Here is a 16,865-nt window from a genome sequence, read left to right as displayed (position 1 = left end):
CCGGAGGCCCGTGGGGCATCATGGGAGCCATGAGCCAGACGACCGTGCTTCCCGACACCCGCCCGCAGGGGACCGACCGCACGGGCGACGACGACCCGAAGATGTTCCACTACGTGCGGAAGAACAAGGTCGCCGAATCGGCCGTCACGGGATCGATGGTGGTGGCGCTGTGCGGCGAGACCTTCCCGGTCACGCGCTCGCCCAAGCCCGGTTCGCCCGTCTGCCCGGCGTGCAAGGAGATCTTCAACAAGATGCCGCGCGGCGGCGACGACGGCGAGTAGGCCCCCGGGTCCGCCCCTCGTCCTCTCGTCCGCCCCGGAGGGCCGTTGAGCAGCCGTACGACGACCAGCGCGACCGGTAGCACCACCAGCACCGAGCCCTCGACAGCCCGTCCGCTGCGGCAGTGGCAGCGACGTGCGCTCACCCGGTACCTCAGCGAGCGTCCCCGCGACTTCCTGGCCGTCGCGACGCCCGGCGCCGGCAAGACGACCTTCGCGCTGCGCGTGGCCGGCGAGCTCCTGGGCGACCGCACCGTCGACACGGTGACGATCGTCTGCCCCACCGAGCACCTCAAGCACCAGTGGGCCGAGGCCGCGCGGGCTGCCGGCGTGGCGATCGACCCGGAGTTCTCGAACGCCGTGGGGCGCACGTCCACCGACTTCCGCGGCGTCGCCGTCACCTACGCGCAGGTGGCCGCGCACCCGGTGCTGCACATGAACCGCACCGAGGGCCGCCGCACCCTGGTGATCTTCGATGAGATCCACCACGCCGGCGACGCGAAGAGCTGGGGCGAGGCGACGCGCGAGGCGTTCGCCGGCGCGACGCGGCGCCTGGCGCTGACCGGGACCCCGTTCCGGTCCGACGACAGCCCGATCCCGTTCATCACCTACGAGCCCGACGCCGCCGGCGTGCTGCGCTCGCGCGCCGACCACTCCTACGGCTACGCCGACGCGCTGGCCGACGGCGTCGTGCGCCCCGTGGTGTTCCTGGCCTACTCGGGGCAGGCGAGCTGGCGCACCAGTGCCGGCGAGGAGATGACCGCGCGCCTGGGCGAGCCGCTGACCGCCGAGCAGAACTCCCGCGCCTGGAAGACCGCGCTCGACCCCAAGGGCGAGTGGATGCCCGCGGTGCTGCAGGCCGCCGACACCCGGATCACGCAGCTGCGCGCCGGCGGGGTCCCCGACGCCGGCGGCCTCGTCATCGCCACCGACCACACCACCGCGAAGGCCTACGCCACGCTGCTGCGCCGGATCGGGGGCGAGGAACCGGTGGTCGTGCTCTCCGACGACCCCAAGGCGTCCGGGCGCATCGCGGAGTTCTCCCGCTCGAACGACCGGTGGCTCGTCGCCGTGCGCATGGTCTCCGAGGGCGTCGACGTCCCGCGCCTGGCCGTCGGCGTGTACGCCACGAGCGCGTCGACCCCACTGTTCTTCGCCCAGGCCGTCGGGCGCTTCGTCCGGTCGCGCCGGCCGGGCGAGACGGCCAGCGTGTTCCTGCCCAGCGTGCCGTCGCTGCTGACGCTGGCCAGCGAGCTCGAGGTGCAGCGCGACCACGTCCTCGGCGAGCCGCACCGCCCGAAGGAGGGCTGGGACGACGAGCTCGTCGAGCAGGCCAACCGCACCGAGGACGAGCCGGGTGAGCAGGAGAAGGCGTTCGAGGCGCTGTCCGCGGAGGCCGAGCTCGACCAGCTGATCTACGACGGTTCCTCGTTCGGCACGGCCGCCGGCGCCGGCACCGACGAGGAGCAGGACTACCTCGGGCTGCCCGGGCTCCTCGAGCCCGACCAGGTGCGCGCGCTGCTGCGCCGCCGCCAGAGCGAGCAGCTCGACCGCGAGGAGGCCCGCGAGGCGCCCCCCGCGCCGGTGGTCACGGCCGAGCAGCCGTCGCCGACCCGCGAGTTCCGCCGCGACGTCGGGGTGGCCGAGCGCCTCAAGGAGCTCCGCCGCGAGCTCAACGCGCTCGTCGCCGCCCACCACCACCGCACGAACAAGCCCCACGGCCAGATCCACGGCGATCTCCGCAAGCACTGCGGCGGGCCGGCCACGCCGATGGCGACGATCGAGCAGATCGAGGAGCGGATCGCGACGCTGCGGTCGTGGCGGTGATCGATCCACGGAGCGTGGCCGGTCGGTGACCTGTGGTGCACATCACACACCGTGGTGGTGGGCCGGTGTCGCGGTCGTCGCCGTCCGACACCGGCGCGTCACGTGGTTCACCGGAGCGTCACCACCGCGGGTGACCGCGCCGACCGTCGCGGCCGGGGGAGCGCGGCGCCGCGGCCGGCCCCGGAAATGCCGCCGAGGTCCGCGACGGGGCGGCACGGGGACGATCACCGGAGATCGTCGGGGTCCGTCGCGGTCCGGACGAACCGGACGCGGCGCCCGACGCCCGCGGGCGGGCGCATGATCACGCCCGCGGACCCCGCACACGACGACGGGCGAGGACCCGGAGGTCCTCGCCCGTCGCGGTCTCGATCTCGATCTGGGGGTGTCGCTGAGGTCTCTGCTGGTCAGGCGACCGTCATGGGCTCTCACCGGTCTGCACGTCCACCGACAGCTCCTTCAGCTTGGCCTCGTGGGCCCGGGCGTGGTGCCCGCAGAAGAGGAGTTCTCCACCGGAGGGCAGTACGGCGCGAACCTTCGCCGCTGCACCGCAGCGATCGCAGCGGTCCGAGGCGGTGAGTTCTGGCCGGGTCAGGGTGCCGGGCATCGTCATCTCCCTCCGTCGAGGCCCTGGACGAGTGTCCGGGCCCGCGAGCTCCGGTCGTGCGACCGTCGCCCCTCCACTGTGGCAGACGCGGCCCGCGACCGCTCGTGTTCACGCGCCGCTTTGTCGTCCGTCACGAACCGCTCATCGTCGGTGCAGGACCGTTCGTTGCGGGGTACGGACAGCGACCACCCGATCGGGAGTCGATCTCCGTCGACGAGTGGTCCGGGCGCCGTGCGGGCCGTCCGTCCGGGGACGGACCACCCGCGCGGGTCGCGTGAGCACCGCGTCGGTGTCGGGGTCGCCCACTAGCCTGTGCGCCACCACGCGGGCGGGCGACGGGAGGACACGGTGCGCGACGCGACGGAGAAGGTGGTCGAGCAGCTGCGGGGGCAGGGGGTCCACGGCGTCACGGTCGTCTGGGCGGACAACAACGGCATCCCGCGGTCGCGCACGGTCCCCGTGGCGACGCTGCCGCGGGTGGCCGAGACGGGGATCGGCGTCAGCACCGTCTTCGCGGTCTTCGACACCAACGACGGCATCCAGTACGGCGCCCCGGGGCGGGAGACGCCCTCGGGCGACGTGCGCCTGGTGCCCGACCTCGACCGGCTCACCCCGCTCGCCGGCCAGCCGGGGCTCGCATGGGCGCCGGGCACGCAGGTCACCGTCGACGGCTCGCCGTGGCCGTGGGACCAGCGCTCGGCGCTGGTGGCGACGGTCGAGGCCCTCGCCGCCCGCGGCTTCTCGGCGCTGGTGGGCTACGAGATGGAGTTCGCGGTCTCGGCGCCGAGCCCGGACGGGGCGGTCGTGCCCTCGTACCGCGGTCCGGCGTACAGCCCGCACGCGCTGCTCGAGATCGACGGCTTCGTCACCGACCTCCTGCGCGACGCGGAGGCCAACGGCCTGCGGATCGGCCAGCTGCACGCCGAGTACGGCCCGGCCCAGGTGGAGCTCTCGCTCGGCGCCACCGATCCCGTGCGGGCCGCGGACGAGCAGCTGCTCGCGCGCCAGACCGTGCTCGCTGCCGCCGCCCGCCACGGCCTGCGGATCAGTTTCGCGCCGCTGCCGTCGTCGCACATGGCGGGCAACGGCTGGCACGCCCACACCTCGCTGTGGCGCGACGGCCGCAACCTGCTCGCCGGCGGCGTCGATGGCCCGGCCGAGCCGGAGGGCGCGGCCTACATCGCCGGGCTGCTGCGGGACCTGCCCGCGGTCGCCGCGGTCACGGCGCCCTCCATCGGGTCGATGGCCCGGCTGCGGCCCGGGTTCTTCGCCGGCGCGTACGGCTTCTGGGGCGTGGAGAACCGCGAGGCGCCGGTGCGCTACGTCGCCGGCTCGTCCCTCCTCGGTGCCGACCACGGGAACGTCGAGCTCAAGGTCTCCGACGCCTCGGCCAACCCCTACCTCGCGCTGACCGCCCTGCTCACGGCCGGCGTCGCCGGCGTGGAGGAGGGCCTCACGCCGCCCGCGCCCTTCGACTCGGATCCGGGCACCTGGACCGAGGACGAGCGGGCCGCAGCGGGCGTCGTGCCCCTGCCGACCACGGCGTCGGCGCAGGAGGCGGCGCTGCTCGCGAACGAGCGGATCACCGGCGCACTCGGTCCCGAGCGTCTCGGCGCCTTCCTCGCGGTCCGGCGCGCCGACGCCGCCTGGGCCGCCGAGCGCGAGATCGACGACGTCCTCGCCGCCTGGCGCTGGCGCTACTGAGCCCTCGTCAGCGGAGCAGGGCCTCGATGATCGCCTCGTGCACCGCGGGGCGGGCGATGAGCAGGTCGGGGGAGTAGGGGTCGTCGGCCCCGAACGGCAGCGGCCGCCCGTCGAGGCGGGTGACGCGCAGCCCGGCTCCCCGGGCCACGGCGGCGGGCGCGGCGTTGTCCCACTCGTACTGCCCGCCGGAGTGCAGGTAGGCGTCGACGGAGCCGTCGACCACGGCGAGCGTCTTCACCCCCGCCGCCGAGAGCGGGACCGTCCGCACCGGCAGCACCGCGGCGAGCCGGCGCAGCTCGACCGGCGGGCGCGAACGGCTGATCGTGACCAGCAGATCGCGCCGGTCGTCGACCGGGCTGTCGGCCACCGGGGCGACGGTGTCGGAGTCGGCCAGCTCGCCGCGGGCGGGCAGGGCGACCGCGCCGGCGACCAGCGCGCCGTCGACCACCAGCGCGACGTGCACGCCCCACTCGTCGCCGCCCCGTCCGTAGCCGCTGGAGCCGTCGAGGGGGTCGACGATCCAGAGCCGGTGCGCCCCGCGGCGCGGCGCCGGGTCCTGGGTGCCCTCCTCGGAGAGGACGGCGTCCTCGGGGCGGTGGCGGCGCAGGGCGTCGACGAGGAACCGGTGGGCCTCCGCGTCCCCGCGGTACTCGCGGTCACGCCCGGGGCCGGTGTCGTCGCGGAGGCCGAGCAGCAGCGCCCCGGTCGCGTCGGCCAGCTCGCGGGCGAGCGCGGCGTCCTCCGCGATCGTCGGCTCGGTGCTGGTCGGCTCGTCCCTCGCGGCGCTCACGCCAGCGATCGTGCCCGACGGGTGTCGTCGCAGCCCGGCGGGAGGGGTGTGACGGGCGTCAGGGCGTCTCGGCGGCGGCGAGCACGGCGGCGAGCTCGTGCAGCACGGCCGCGCGGGCCTCGTCGGCGCCGGGGGCGGTGTCCTCGCGCTGGTCGAGCAGCAGCCGCGCGAGGCTCGCCAGGCTGATCACCTGGGCCGCGAACTCCTCGGGTCCGCCCAGCTCGCCGAGCAGGGCGCCGACGGCGTCGAGGTCGCCCGCGTCCATCCCCTGGATCAGCGCCACCGAGCGCCGGTGGACCTCGGCCGGGTCGGTGTCGGGCAGGGCGTCGGCGGCGGGATCGGGCTGCACCCGGCCAGCATGTCAGGCGGGGTCGGGCGGTCAGTCGGGCTGTCGGCGCTTGCGCCTCTTCTTCTGCTGACGCTCCTCGCGCAGCTCCTGCCACATCTCGTGGCCGGCGTCGAGCACGCCTTTGGTGATGCCCTTGGCGCCGCCGTGGTAGGCCTTCTCGGCCATCTCGCCGGGCAGCTCGGCGAGCCCCTTGCCGCCCTTCTCGTGCAGGTCGAGGCGGTTGGTGGCCTCGGCGAAGCGCAGGTAGGTGTCGACGCTGGCGACGACGATCCGCGCGTCGATGGTGACCAGCTCGATGCCGACCAGCGACACCTTGACGAACGCGTCGATGACCAGGCCCTTGTCGAGGATCAGGTCGAGGACCTCCGCCAGCCCGCCCTGCGGGGATCGACGGACGCCACCGGTGGTCACCGGGGGAGTCTAGGAACGAGGAGCCGGTGTTGACCATCGACCGGACGGCCCCGTGCGGCCCCCCGCCCGCGCGGAGCGGCTCGTCAGCAGCCCTCGTCGTCCCCGTTCCCGTCGTCCCCGACGTCCCTGCCCTCGTCCCGTCGCTCGGCGGCCTCCTCCTCGAGCGCGTCGTCGAGCAGGCGCTCCAGACCCGCGATGCTCCGGTGGGGGCCACGACGGTCGAGCACGACCGGTTCGTCGGGGACACCTGCTTCGGCGAGTGACTCCGCGATGTGGTGAGCTGTGCGCAGACTGTGCACGCCCGCACGGTCGGCGGCGACGTGCCGCGGCGGGGGGACCCACTCTCCAGAGCGTGGATCACGCTCCGCAGGAGGCTCGTCATGCACCTCATCGTCAGCCATTGGCACTGCCCTCACTGCGACGTCGGTGGTCGGGACCCCGACCCCGAGCCCACGTGCTGGAACTGCGGTGCGGTGGCCGTGGTGACGGCCCGCCCCCACGCCGAGGGCGGGCCGCCGGCTCTCACGGCCTGACCCGCGTCCTCAGCTGGTGACCGCCGACATGCCCCGGTCGGCCGCGGCCGGGCCGGACGCGGACGGACGGATGTCGAAGTCGAAGATCGCGGTCGGCAGGTAGAGCGAGCAGCAGGCGTTCGGGATGTCGACGACGCCGCTGACCCGGCCCTCGATCGGCGCCGAGCCGAGCAGCAGGTAGGCCTGCTCGCCGGTGTAGCCGAACTTCTTGAGGTACTCGACGGCGTTGAGGCAGGCCCGCTTGTAGGCCAGCGTCGCGTCGAGGTACTCGTTGGTGTCGGTGTCGTGGTCCACCGAGATCCCGATGAACGTCAGGAACTCCGAGTAGCGGGGTTCGACGTTGCCCGGCATGAAGATCGGGTTGGTGCTGACCCCGTAGGTCTCCATGCCGCCCTTGATGAGGTCGACGCCGAAGTCGATGTAGCCGCCCATCTCGATGGCGCCGCAGAAGGTGATCTCGCCGTCGCCCTGGCTGAAGTGCAGGTCGCCGCCCGAGAGCTTCGCGTCCGCGACGTGCACCGGGTAGTAGACCCGGCTGCCGCGGGTGAAGTTCTTGATGTCGTGGTTGCCGCCGTTCTCGCGGGCGGGCACGGTGCGGGCGCCCTCCTCGGCGATCTGGTCGGCGAGCGACCCCGTCGCCTGCCCGCCGAGGCTGCTCTCGCGCAGCGGCGGCAGCGCGAGCGGAGGCACCCGGTCGGGATCGCGGTCGATGAGCGCCTGCTCGCGGCGGTTCCAGCGGGCGAGCAGGTCCGCCGACGGCGCGGTGCCGAACAGCCCGGGATGGGTGATGCCGGTGTACCGCACGCCCGGCAGGTGCCGCGAGGTCGCGACCTGGCCGTGGAAGTCCCAGATGGCCTTCGCGGACTCGGGGAAGTAGTCGGTGAGGAAGCCGCCGCCGTTCTGCTTCGAGAAGATGCCCGTGTAGCCCCAGCCCTGCCCGGGGGCGTCGCCGTACTCCTGCGGGGGCTGGCACGCCCCGAGGTCCAGGATGTCGACCACGAGCAGGTCGCCCGGTTCCGCGCCCTCGACGCCGATCGGGCCGGAGAGCATGTGCGCGCGGGCGAGGTCGACGTCGCGCACGTCGTTGGCCGAGTCGTTGTTGCCGATCTGGGCGTCGGTCCACTCCCGGCACTCCACCCGGAACTCGCTGCCCGGGCGGACCATCGTGGCCAGCGGGACGTCCGGATGCCACCGGTTGTGACCCGGGACCGCCTGGTCACGCATGGACTTGGACTGGTCGACCTCGAAGACGACCTCGGGCATGGGCGATCACCTTCTCCAACGGGGCCGGCGCTCGCCGGCCGGGGGTGTTGCGGACGAGGCGGGGATCAGGTCCGGCTGTACTCCTGGTCGGTCGGTGTCTCGACGGGCGCCGGGCCGCCCTCGCCGGCCCTCGCCGTCCGCCGCCCGGGCGGCCGCAGCATCGGCAGGAGGACGAGCGCCATGACGACGGCGATGGCCCCGAGCACGATCGCGGTGGGAGCGGTCGCCGGCCACTGACCGGTCAGCAGCAGGAACCCGGGGATCGCGGCGGTCACCCAGGCCTCGATGAGCGTGACCCAGCCCGTGTACCGGGTCATGGACTCACGCTTCAGCCCCAGCACGAGGAAGAACAGGGTCCACAGGAAGGCCCACATCAGCCAGATCACGCCGAAGGGCAGGTTGTCGAGCAGCGCGAAGTTCACGTACGAGTAGCCGACCGCCGCGATGGCCACGAACAGCGAGAACCAGCCGACGCCGGTGGTGTCGAGGTCGCCGAGGAGGCCGATGCCGACGTACAGGTAGGTGAAACCGAAGAGGTACAGGCCGGATGCCTGGAGGATCGTGTCCGGGTCGCCGTTCGCCGTGAAGATCAGGAACGTCGGGGTGACGACCTGGAGCGTCCCGACGAACAGGTTCATGATGGCTGCCGCCTTGGCCTCGATGAAGCCGAGGAGCAGCAGTCCGTTCACGAACAGGACCGCTCCGACGTAGAACAGGCCGGTTGCTGCCACTGGTGGCCCTCCCTGGACGAGGACGTCCGACCGGCGGGGCGGCCGACCCGCCCGCACGTCCGGTCAGCGACGCGTCGTGCCCGAGGCGCGCGTGACGACCTCGGGTGCGTCGCGGCTGGCTTCCTCCCGTGCGAGCGCCGAGCGCAGCGCCGGGTTCATCCCTGCGAGGCGTGGAGCCGTCCACGCTCGCGGCGAGGGCGCAGCGCAGCGTGGGCACTCCACGCGCTCCGGTGCCTCACCCATCGGGCGGATCGTGTCGAAGGCGCCGCAGTCGGGACAGCGGTAGGCGTACGTGGCCATCGCGTCCTCCCTCGACACCGTTGCCGCGCGAACAGGAAACAATTTCCGCGCACAGGCATCTCGGGGGAAGGGCCGGAGGTCCCGTCTCGGGCGCGCACGTGGTTGGGCCGTCCGGCGCAGTAGTGCCTGGCCCCGCACGGTGCCCGACGCCCGGCCGGCGCGGAGCCCCCGGAACGACGAACGGCCCCCGAGCCGGAGCTCGGGGGCCGCGCGTCGGAGAGTCGGTGCCGACCTAGTCCAGGTAGTCGCGCAGGACCTGCGAGCGCGAGGGGTGGCGCAGCTTCGACATGGTCTTCGACTCGATCTGGCGGATGCGCTCGCGCGTCACGCCGTAGACCTGGCCGATCTCGTCGAGCGTGCGCGGCTGGCCGTCGGTGAGCCCGAAGCGCAGGCGCACGACACCCGCCTCGCGCTCGGAGAGCGTCGCGAGGACCGACTGCAGCTGGTCCTGCAGCAGCGTGAACGACACCGCGTCGACGGCCACGACGGCCTCGGAGTCCTCGATGAAGTCACCGAGCTGCGAGTCGCCCTCGTCGCCGATGGTCTGGTCGAGGCTGATCGGCTCCCGGGCGTACTGCTGGATCTCCAGCACCTTGTCCGGGGTGATGTCCATCTCCTTGGCGAGCTCCTCCGGGGTGGGCTCGCGGCCCAGGTCCTGGAGCAGCTCGCGCTGGATGCGACCGAGCTTGTTGATGACCTCGACCATGTGCACCGGGATGCGGATGGTGCGCGCCTGGTCGGCCATCGCGCGGGTGATGGCCTGGCGGATCCACCACGTCGCGTAGGTCGAGAACTTGTAGCCCTTGGTGTAGTCGAACTTCTCGACCGCACGGATCAGACCGAGGTTGCCCTCCTGGATGAGGTCCAGGAACGCCATGCCGCGGCCGGTGTAGCGCTTGGCCAGCGAGACCACGAGGCGCAGGTTGGCCTCGAGGAGGTGGGACTTGGCGCGCTCGCCGTCGCGGACGATCCACCGCAGGTCGCGCCGCATCTGCGTCGCGAGCTCCTGCTGGGCCTCGGCGACCTTGCGCAGCCGCTCGGAGGCGTAGAGGCCGGCCTCGATGCGCTTGGCGAGCTCGACCTCCTCCTCGGCGTTGAGCAGCGCCACCTTGCCGATCTGCTTGAGGTAGGCGCGGACCGAGTCGGCGGACGCGGTGAGCTCGGCGTCCTTGCGCGCCTGGCGCAGCGCCTCGGACTCCTCCTCGTCCCAGACGAAGTCGCCGGACTTCTTGTCCTCCTCGGAGGGCTCCTCGGTCTCCACCTCGGCGGCCTCGACCACCTCGGCGCCCAGGACGACGACGTCCTCGGTGAGCTCCTCGGTGCCCGCGGCCTCGAGCTCGGCGCCCTCGAGCCCCTCGAGGTCCGCGCCCTCGGGACCGTCGGCGCCCTCGATCTCCTCGCCGCCCTCGGGCGCGTCGGCGTCGGTCTTCGTCCCGGCGGCCGCACCCTTGCCCTTGGCGGGGGCCTTCTTGCCGCCCTTGGCCGTGCGCGTCGTCGTCTTCTTCGCCGGCGCCTCCGGGGCGTCGTCGGGAGCGGCGACCACACCGACCGGGCCGCCCGCGGCGGCTGCGTCAGTGTCGGCGGCGTCGGCGACGCGGCGTCGGGTTGCGGACTTTGCGGCTGCCACAGACGACCTTTCGTGACGAACGGCTTGAACGGCGACGGGATCGACGACCGGGGTCGCGGGATGGCCACCCGGACGCGGGACGACGTCGAGGGCCCCGGTGCCTCCCGGTGAACCGCCTCGGCTCGTGCTCCATTGTAACGAGCGGAACGGCCCGCCGTCGCACCTCTCGGTCGTGCCCCGCCCGCGACCTGCTCCGACGTCCGTGCGGGATCGATTCCGAGGCCGTCGGCGGCGACTGCGGAGCGCGATCACCGGGCGGTGACCTGCACGTCGTCGAGTGGACACCCCCCTGTGGTCGGATGCGGCGGTGGAGCACCCCGATCCCGTCGTCCTGGAGGAGCTCGCGGTCGCCGTGGCCGCCGAGACCGCCGCGCTGGCCCTCGAGGTCCGCGAGCGCGTCGTGGGCCGCGACCGGCTGGGCACCAAGAGCTCCGCCACCGACGTCGTCACCGAGGGGGACACGGCCTGCGAGGCGCTGGTGCGGGAGCGGCTCGCGGCGGCGCGCCCGGACGACCTCGTGCTCGGCGAGGAGGGCGGCACCAGCGGCAGCCCCGCGCCGGGCCAGGTCCGCTGGATCGTCGACCCCATCGACGGCACCGTGAACTACACCCACGGGCTGCCCTGGTTCTCGGTGTCCCTCGGCGCCGAGGTGGACGGGCAGGTGGTGGCCGGGGCGGTCGTCGAGCCGGTCTCGGGGCGGGTGTGGCGGGCGGCCCGCGGGCACGGCGCGCACCGCGACGGCGAGCCGCTGCGCGTGACGACCCTCGAGGACCTGTCCCTGGCGGTCGTGGGCACGGGTCTCGGCTACGACCCGGGACGCCGCGGCCGGCAGGCGGCGGTGCTGGCGCGCATCGCGGCCCGGATCGGGGACGTCCGCCGCACCGGCTGCGCGTCGCTGGACCTGTGCGCCGTGGCCGCCGGGTGGCTCGACGGCTTCTACGAGCACGGCCTGCACCCCTGGGACCACGCCGCGGGCGGGCTCATCGCGCAGGAGGCCGGGGCGGTGGTGCGGCTGCCCGGCGCGGACCCCGACGGCCTCGGCGACGCGGCGACCGTCGTCGCGGCCCCGGCGCTGGCGGGCCCGCTGACCGCGCTGCTCGTGGCGGAGGGCGCGGGCGGGATCGGCTAGGTGCTGACTAGGTGCTGCAGTCCACCGACCGCAGCGCGGAGAGCGTGGCGTCGTCCGGGACGGGCGCGGGCGCGCCGGAGCCGTCGGTGGCGGTCTGGCGCGAGAGGGCGCGCAGGGCCTCGGTGACGGGCTGGGGCGGGGCGATGTCGCGGAAGTCGTCGCCGAGGGCGAGGTCGACCTCGCTGCCCTCGCGCCGGTCGGCCACGAGCTCGGCGCACGGGACGACGAGGCTCAGCGTCCGCGCCGCCGACGCCCCCTCGGGGCCGTAGCGGATCTGGCCGACGCAGGAGAGGTCCTGTGCGGGGTAGAGGGGGTCGTTGTCCGGCGGCGCGGCCTCGGCGATGCCCAGCTCGCCCAGCTCGGCGGCCGCCAGCTGGGCCTGCCCGCGGGTGCCGGCGCCGTTGAGCACCTTGACCCGCACGTCGCCCGGGGCCGCCGCGGCCTGGTCGTCGAGCGCGTCGGTGGCCTGCGGCGCCCCGGCGCCCGGCACGGGCGAGGTGTTGCAGGTGGTCACCGAGCCCGCGGTGGAGTTGGTGAACACCACCGTCCACGTCACGATGCTCGCCACCGCGAGCACCACCACGAGCACCGTCGCCGGGACGAGGTTGCGTCGCCGGTAGACCTCGCGCACCCGCGACGTCCCCGCCCTGACCGTGCCGACCAACCGACGCCCTCCCGACCCGCTGACCGCGCTGCCCGTGTCCGCGCCAGGGTAGTGGGACCGGCCACGCGAGCGGCCGCCGCGGCAGCAGCAGGCGGTGTGGCGGGTCACGATCCCGACACCCTCCCGGGGCCTCCTGACCGCGCGGGGTCCCGTGGGTTACCCTCCCGCCGCTCCGCAGCCGCGCGGACGTCCGCCTCGTCCGTGCCGCAGGACCCCGGGTGAGACCCGGGTCACTTTCCGGGTCCGGCACAAACGGTCGCCGTCCCGCGTTGTGCTGCCGCACGACCGAGATGGGACCGGCAGGAAACCGGGCAAGACCGAGGGTGGGACACGCTATGGCGACCGACTACGACGCCCCGCGCCGCAACGAGACCGACGAGATGGGCGAGGACTCCCTCGAGGAGCTCAAGGCCCGGCGCAACGAAGCGCAGTCCGCCGCCGTCGACGTCGACGAGACCGACACCGCCGAGAGCTTCGAGCTCCCGGGTGCCGACCTCTCCGGCGAGGAACTGACGGTTCGCGTGCTGCCCAAGCAGGCCGACGAGTTCACCTGCGGGAGCTGCTTCCTCGTCCACCACCGCAGCCGGCTGGCGGACCAGCGCGGCGGCATGTTCATCTGCCGCGACTGCGCGGCTTGATGGCCGCTCCAAGGCTTGGGCAGTGCACTGCTCCTTCGTCGCAGTGCTCTGCCCGGCGCCGTCGCGCTCCGGTGGTTACTCGAGAGTGGCGATGAGCTGCTCCGGACGACGGGTCGACACGACCCAGTAGGGCACGGGGTCGTCCGGGTCGAGCACCTCGACCCGGACGGCCGGCCCGATCCACGGCCGGTGCAGGACGTGCGCCTCGGGGTCGAGCTGGGGGCCGAGGGCCTCCCGCTTGGCCTCGCCGCGCACGACGTCCACCTGCCCGATCCGGTCGAGCGGCAGGCGGGCGTCCCCGGCGCGCAGCACGCCGCCGTCCACGGCGACGCGCACGCGCCCCAACCACACGAGCAGGACCACGGCCAGGGGCAGCAGGAGCACGTAGGGCAGCCACGAGCGCACGCCCGGGTAGCCCATGTGCAGCTCCGCCGCCAGGAGCCCCGCCATCAGCAGCGCCGGCGGCCACCACCACCAGGGCACGACGAGGCGCTCGCTGAACGGGACCGGCGTCTGCGGGTCCGCGTCGGGTCCCGGTGAGGGCCGCGGGGAGCTCACGACACCCAGAGTAGTCTCGCCGGCCGTGGTGCAGGTCGACATCGTCCGCCTCGACCCGGGGCTGCCCGTGCCGTCCCGGGCCCGGCCCGGCGACGCCGGGGCGGACCTCGCGGCCGCCCGCGACGTGGAGCTGGCGCCCGGGGAACGGGCGCTGGTGGGCACCGGCGTCGCGCTGGTGCTGCCCGACGGGTACGCGGCCTTCGTCGTGCCGCGCTCGGGGCTCGCCGTCCGCGAGGGCCTGGGCCTGCTCAACGCCCCCGGCACGGTGGACGCCGGCTACCGGGGCGAGGTCATGGTCTGCCTGGTCAACCACGACCCGTCGCGGACGGTCACCGTCCGGCGCGGGGACCGCGTGGCGCAGCTCGTGGTCCAGCGGGTCGAGGAGGCCGTCTTCCGGGTGCTCGAGGGTGTCGACGACCTCGAGACGCTCGCCAACGTGGCGCCGTCGGCACGCGGGACGGGGGGCTTCGGGTCGACCGGCGTCGCGCCGGGTCCGCACCCAGCGACGGAAGGGGACAGCAGTCGTGGTCGATGACGTGCGCGGGGGGCGCCACCGGCACCGCGCCGGGCGGGTCGCGCAGGTGTCCGTGGCCGCCGAGCCCGCGGGCCGGCGCCACCACCAGCGGCAGGGCCCGTGGGACGCCGAGGACGCGCCGCGCGACGGCCGCCTGCGCCTGGACCTGGGGTCGGTGCAGCTGCCCGTCCCGCGGGGCGCGCGCCTCAAGGCCGAGCCGGACCCGTCCGGGCCGCTGCGCGCGGTGCACGCGATGGTGCCCGAGGGCCGGCTGACGGTCAGCGCCTTCGCCGCCCCGCGCACCGGGGGGCTGTGGCCCGAGCTCGTCGAGGAGCTCGCCGCCCAGCTGCAGTCCGAGGGCGCGACGATCCGGCGCGACCGGGGGGAGTGGGGCCGCGAGCTGGTGGCCCGCAACGGCAACACCGTCGCCCGCGTCGTCGGCGTCGAGGGCCCGCGCTGGATGCTGCGCGGCGTCGGCACCGGCCCGGTCCAGCACGCGCTCAAGCTGCACGGGATGCTGCGCGAGATGCTGCGCGGCACGGTCGTGTCGCGCTCCTCGGACCCGCTGCCGGTGCGCTCGCTGCTGCCGCTCGTGGTGCCCGAGGACGTGCCCGAGGAGTTCGCGGACTCGCTGGTCGAGTCGATGCCGACCAAGCCCCGCCAGATCACCCGGCCCGAGGGCCCGGTGATCCCGATGATGCTGCCCCAGCGCGCCGGGGCGGGGACCTCGCCGGGCCGTTCCTGACCCGCGTGCCGGAGGCCGGGACGGGCATACCGCCGGGCCCGAACTCGTTTATCCTTCAGATGTCCGCGGCCGAGGGTGCCCGCTCGGGGTGCTCTGCAGCGGCGTCGCACGGGAGCACACACATGAGCGCCGAGACCGGGTTCCTGCGTCGCATGGTCCGTCGGCTCACCTCCGACGTCGGTGACCTCGACGCCGACGACCTGTCCGCCGAGGCCGTCCGTTCGGGCTGTGACCGGGCGTGCGACTCGAGCACCGGCGAGGCGGTGACCGTCAAGGGCCGCCTGCGCTCGGTGGAGATCTGTCCGCGCGGCTCGGTCGCCACGCTCGAGGCCGAGCTGTTCGACGGCACCGACGGCGTCACCCTCGTCTGGATGGGTCGGCGCCGCATCCCCGGCATCGAGCCGGGCCGCACGGTGCGCGCGAGCGGCCGGGTGGCCGTCCGCGACGGGCGCAAGGTCATCTACAACCCGTACTACGAGCTGCAGCTCGCCCACTGACACCGGCCCGGCGCCGCGGCCGCGCCGCGGGTCGTACCGTGGCGGGCACCGGCCGCCGGCCGTCGCGGGCGCCGCAAGCACGGGCCCGCCGTCCCCCGGGAGACCGCCATCCGACCCGAGACGCGCTCCTCGTCGCTCCCCGAGCCCCTGCCCGGGCACCGTTCCGAGCGCCACCCCGAGCGCCGCCCCGCCGACGAGGTCGACCCCCCGACCGGCCCCGTCGACCTGCGGCGCGCGGACCCGCCGACGGAGAACTTCGCGCCGGCGGGTGGCGGCGAGCCGGCCGCCGAGGAGCCGCGCGCGCCCCTGGGGCCGGCGGACGAGGCGGGCGAGGCGGGCGACGCGGACGAGGCCCCCGCGCCTCGCACGCCCACGCTGCTCGACCAGATGGGCGGCATCTCGGGGATCGTGTCCTCGGGCGTGCCCGTCGTGGTGTTCGTCGTGGTCCAGGCGATCGCCGGCAACCTCGTGGCGTCGATCGTCGCCGCGGTCGTGTCCGCGGTCGCCGTGGCGGCGTGGCGGCTCATGCGCGGCGAGGCCGTGCAGCCCGCGCTGTCGGGCCTGCTCGGGGTCGCGGTGTGCGCGTTCGTCGCCTGGCGCACCGGCGAGGCCCGGGGCTTCTTCCTGCTCGGGATCTGGACGAGCCTCGTCTACGGCGGGGTCTTCCTGGTCTCGGTGCTGGTGCGCCGGCCGCTGGTCGGCGTGATCTGGCACCTCGTCAACGGCGAGGGCCAGGACTGGCGGCGCGACCCGCGGATCCTGCGCGCCTACGACATCGCCTCGCTCGCGTGGGTGGCCGTGTTCGGCGCCCGGTTCGTCGTCCAGCGCTGGCTCTACGACTCCGTCTACGCCGACACGTGGCTCGGCTGGGTGCGGATCGCGATGGGCGTGCCGCTGGCCGCGCTGGCCGCCGCCGTCACGGTGTGGGCCATCCGGCGCAGTCGCCGGGCCCCGGCGGACGTTCGGGCTGCCCCGCGCGGGAGATCACCGCGCCGTTCGCGCGCCTAGAGGCAGCGAACAGCGCGTTCGCTGCTACTCCGCGGGCTCGCCCTTGAGGACCCGCTGGATCTCCTCCTCGACGTCCTCGCCCGCGACGAACATCATCTCGTCGCCGGGCTCGATGGGGTCGTCGGGCTGGGGGACGATCACGCGCCCGCCGCGCAGGATCGCGACGAGCGCGGCCTCGCGGGGCAGCGGCACCTCGCGGACGGCGCGCCCGGCGAGCGGGGTGTTGGCGGGCAGCGTGACCTCGACGAGGTTCGCCGTGCCCTGGCGCAGGGTCAGCAGGCGCACGAGGTCGCCGACCGACACGGCCTCCTCGACCATCGCGGCCAGCATGCGCGGGGTGGAGACGGCGACGTCGATGCCCCAGGCGTCGTTGAACAGCCACTCGTTGCGCGGGTCGTTCACGCGCGCGACCACCCGGCGCACCGCGAACTCGGTCTTCGCGAGCAGCGAGACCACGAGGTTGACCTTGTCGTCGCCGGTCGCGGCGATGACGACGTCGCAGCCCTGCAGGCGCGCCTCCTCGAGCGAGGCGAGCTCGCAGGCGTCGGCGTGCACCCACTCGGCCTGCGGCACGGCCTCCGGCTCGACGTGGGCGAGGTCGCGCTCGATGAGCATGACCTCGTGGTCGGCCTCGACGAGCTCGGCGGCGATCGAGCGCCCGACCGCCCCGGCCCCCGCCACGGTCACACGCATGG

At 74.4% G+C, this 16,865-nt stretch carries 21 protein-coding genes; 9 read left to right on the top strand and 12 right to left on the bottom strand.

Annotated features, from left to right (window positions below; translation table 11 throughout):
- Window positions 1-29: 29 nt before the first annotated feature.
- Complete coding sequence (locus tag PH190_RS03535) at window positions 30-281, top strand: DUF3039 domain-containing protein (RefSeq protein WP_274198675.1); 252 nt, start codon at window positions 30-32, stop codon at window positions 279-281.
- A gap of 45 nt (window positions 282-326) precedes the next feature.
- Entirely contained in the window at window positions 327-2,105 is a 1,779-nt protein-coding gene (locus tag PH190_RS03530; protein WP_274230117.1) for a DEAD/DEAH box helicase, read from the top strand.
- Window positions 2,106-2,520: 415 nt separating this feature from the next.
- Here the strand turns inward: PH190_RS03530 and PH190_RS03525 are convergent, their stop codons facing one another.
- Entirely contained in the window at window positions 2,521-2,715 is a 195-nt protein-coding gene (locus PH190_RS03525; RefSeq protein ID WP_274230116.1) for a DUF7455 domain-containing protein, read from the bottom strand.
- 342 nt (window positions 2,716-3,057) lie between these two features.
- Between PH190_RS03525 and PH190_RS03520 the strand changes: the two genes are divergently transcribed.
- A complete protein-coding gene (locus PH190_RS03520) occupies window positions 3,058-4,413 on the top strand; it encodes a type I glutamate--ammonia ligase (protein ID WP_274230115.1) in 1,356 nt (451 codons plus the stop codon).
- A 7-nt stretch (window positions 4,414-4,420) separates the two neighbouring features.
- Here the strand turns inward: PH190_RS03520 and PH190_RS03515 are convergent, their stop codons facing one another.
- The 8 genes from PH190_RS03515 to PH190_RS03485 form a co-directional block, all read right to left on the bottom strand.
- Window positions 4,421-5,203 (bottom strand): inositol monophosphatase family protein, encoded by a 783-nt coding sequence (locus PH190_RS03515; protein ID WP_274230114.1) that lies wholly within the window; start codon window positions 5,201-5,203, stop codon window positions 4,421-4,423.
- A 58-nt stretch (window positions 5,204-5,261) separates the two neighbouring features.
- The gene (locus tag PH190_RS03510) at window positions 5,262-5,552 is read right to left on the bottom strand and encodes a hypothetical protein (RefSeq protein ID WP_274230113.1); all 291 of its coding nucleotides are present in this window, start codon (window positions 5,550-5,552) and stop codon (window positions 5,262-5,264) included.
- Window positions 5,553-5,582: 30 nt separating this feature from the next.
- Window positions 5,583-5,963 carry a gas vesicle protein GvpJ gene (gene gvpJ / locus PH190_RS03505; protein ID WP_274230112.1) on the bottom strand — a complete coding sequence of 127 codons (381 nt, stop codon included), beginning with the start codon at window positions 5,961-5,963 and terminating at the stop codon, window positions 5,583-5,585.
- A gap of 83 nt (window positions 5,964-6,046) precedes the next feature.
- Window positions 6,047-6,262: a hypothetical protein gene (locus tag PH190_RS03500; protein WP_274230111.1), complete on the bottom strand. Its 216-nt coding sequence runs from the start codon at window positions 6,260-6,262 to the stop codon at window positions 6,047-6,049.
- A 243-nt stretch (window positions 6,263-6,505) separates the two neighbouring features.
- A complete protein-coding gene (gene fmdA / locus PH190_RS03495) occupies window positions 6,506-7,759 on the bottom strand; it encodes a formamidase (protein ID WP_274230110.1) in 1,254 nt (417 codons plus the stop codon).
- Between the two features lie 65 nt (window positions 7,760-7,824).
- Window positions 7,825-8,490 carry an AmiS/UreI family transporter gene (locus tag PH190_RS03490; RefSeq protein ID WP_274230109.1) on the bottom strand — a complete coding sequence of 222 codons (666 nt, stop codon included), beginning with the start codon at window positions 8,488-8,490 and terminating at the stop codon, window positions 7,825-7,827.
- A gap of 63 nt (window positions 8,491-8,553) precedes the next feature.
- Window positions 8,554-8,790, bottom strand: coding sequence for an FmdB family zinc ribbon protein (locus PH190_RS30720; protein ID WP_420791565.1), 237 nt, complete (start codon window positions 8,788-8,790; stop codon window positions 8,554-8,556).
- 232 nt (window positions 8,791-9,022) lie between these two features.
- The gene (locus PH190_RS03485) at window positions 9,023-10,417 is read right to left on the bottom strand and encodes an RNA polymerase sigma factor (protein ID WP_274230108.1); all 1,395 of its coding nucleotides are present in this window, start codon (window positions 10,415-10,417) and stop codon (window positions 9,023-9,025) included.
- Window positions 10,418-10,724: 307 nt separating this feature from the next.
- Between PH190_RS03485 and PH190_RS03480 the strand changes: the two genes are divergently transcribed.
- Window positions 10,725-11,546 carry an inositol monophosphatase family protein gene (locus tag PH190_RS03480; RefSeq protein ID WP_274230107.1) on the top strand — a complete coding sequence of 274 codons (822 nt, stop codon included), beginning with the start codon at window positions 10,725-10,727 and terminating at the stop codon, window positions 11,544-11,546.
- A gap of 7 nt (window positions 11,547-11,553) precedes the next feature.
- Here the strand turns inward: PH190_RS03480 and cei are convergent, their stop codons facing one another.
- Window positions 11,554-12,177, bottom strand: a complete 624-nt coding sequence (gene cei, locus PH190_RS03475; protein ID WP_274230106.1) for an envelope integrity protein Cei — start codon at window positions 12,175-12,177, stop codon at window positions 11,554-11,556.
- A 368-nt stretch (window positions 12,178-12,545) separates the two neighbouring features.
- On the opposite strand from cei, the gene PH190_RS03470 reads away from it, so the two are divergent.
- Window positions 12,546-12,848 (top strand): DUF4193 domain-containing protein, encoded by a 303-nt coding sequence (locus tag PH190_RS03470; protein WP_116706156.1) that lies wholly within the window; start codon window positions 12,546-12,548, stop codon window positions 12,846-12,848.
- 75 nt (window positions 12,849-12,923) lie between these two features.
- Here the strand turns inward: PH190_RS03470 and PH190_RS03465 are convergent, their stop codons facing one another.
- Window positions 12,924-13,406 (bottom strand): DUF3093 domain-containing protein, encoded by a 483-nt coding sequence (locus tag PH190_RS03465; protein ID WP_274230105.1) that lies wholly within the window; start codon window positions 13,404-13,406, stop codon window positions 12,924-12,926.
- A 28-nt stretch (window positions 13,407-13,434) separates the two neighbouring features.
- Here PH190_RS03465 and dut point away from each other — a divergent pair, with 28 nt between their 5' ends.
- The 4 genes from dut to PH190_RS03445 all read left to right on the top strand — a co-directional run bounded on the left by dut (window position 13,435) and on the right by PH190_RS03445 (window position 16,170).
- Complete coding sequence (dut, locus tag PH190_RS03460; RefSeq protein ID WP_274230450.1) at window positions 13,435-13,941, top strand: dUTP diphosphatase; 507 nt, start codon at window positions 13,435-13,437, stop codon at window positions 13,939-13,941.
- Entirely contained in the window at window positions 13,931-14,665 is a 735-nt protein-coding gene (locus PH190_RS03455; RefSeq protein ID WP_274230104.1) for a DUF3710 domain-containing protein, read from the top strand. Before dut ends, PH190_RS03455 begins: the two co-directional genes overlap by 11 nt.
- A 122-nt stretch (window positions 14,666-14,787) precedes the next feature.
- Window positions 14,788-15,162 carry an OB-fold nucleic acid binding domain-containing protein gene (locus tag PH190_RS03450; protein ID WP_274230103.1) on the top strand — a complete coding sequence of 125 codons (375 nt, stop codon included), beginning with the start codon at window positions 14,788-14,790 and terminating at the stop codon, window positions 15,160-15,162.
- A gap of 387 nt (window positions 15,163-15,549) precedes the next feature.
- Complete coding sequence (locus PH190_RS03445) at window positions 15,550-16,170, top strand: DUF3159 domain-containing protein (RefSeq protein WP_274230102.1); 621 nt, start codon at window positions 15,550-15,552, stop codon at window positions 16,168-16,170.
- A gap of 24 nt (window positions 16,171-16,194) precedes the next feature.
- Here the strand turns inward: PH190_RS03445 and PH190_RS03440 are convergent, their stop codons facing one another.
- Entirely contained in the window at window positions 16,195-16,863 is a 669-nt protein-coding gene (locus PH190_RS03440) for a potassium channel family protein (protein ID WP_274230101.1), read from the bottom strand.
- Window positions 16,864-16,865 lie beyond the last annotated feature (2 nt).

It is taken from the genome of Actinomycetospora straminea (assembly GCF_028737255.1).
GTDB lineage: Bacteria > Actinomycetota > Actinomycetes > Mycobacteriales > Pseudonocardiaceae > Actinomycetospora > Actinomycetospora straminea.
Note: the sequence above shows the minus strand (reverse complement) of the source record. Positions and strands in the feature narration are given on the sequence as shown.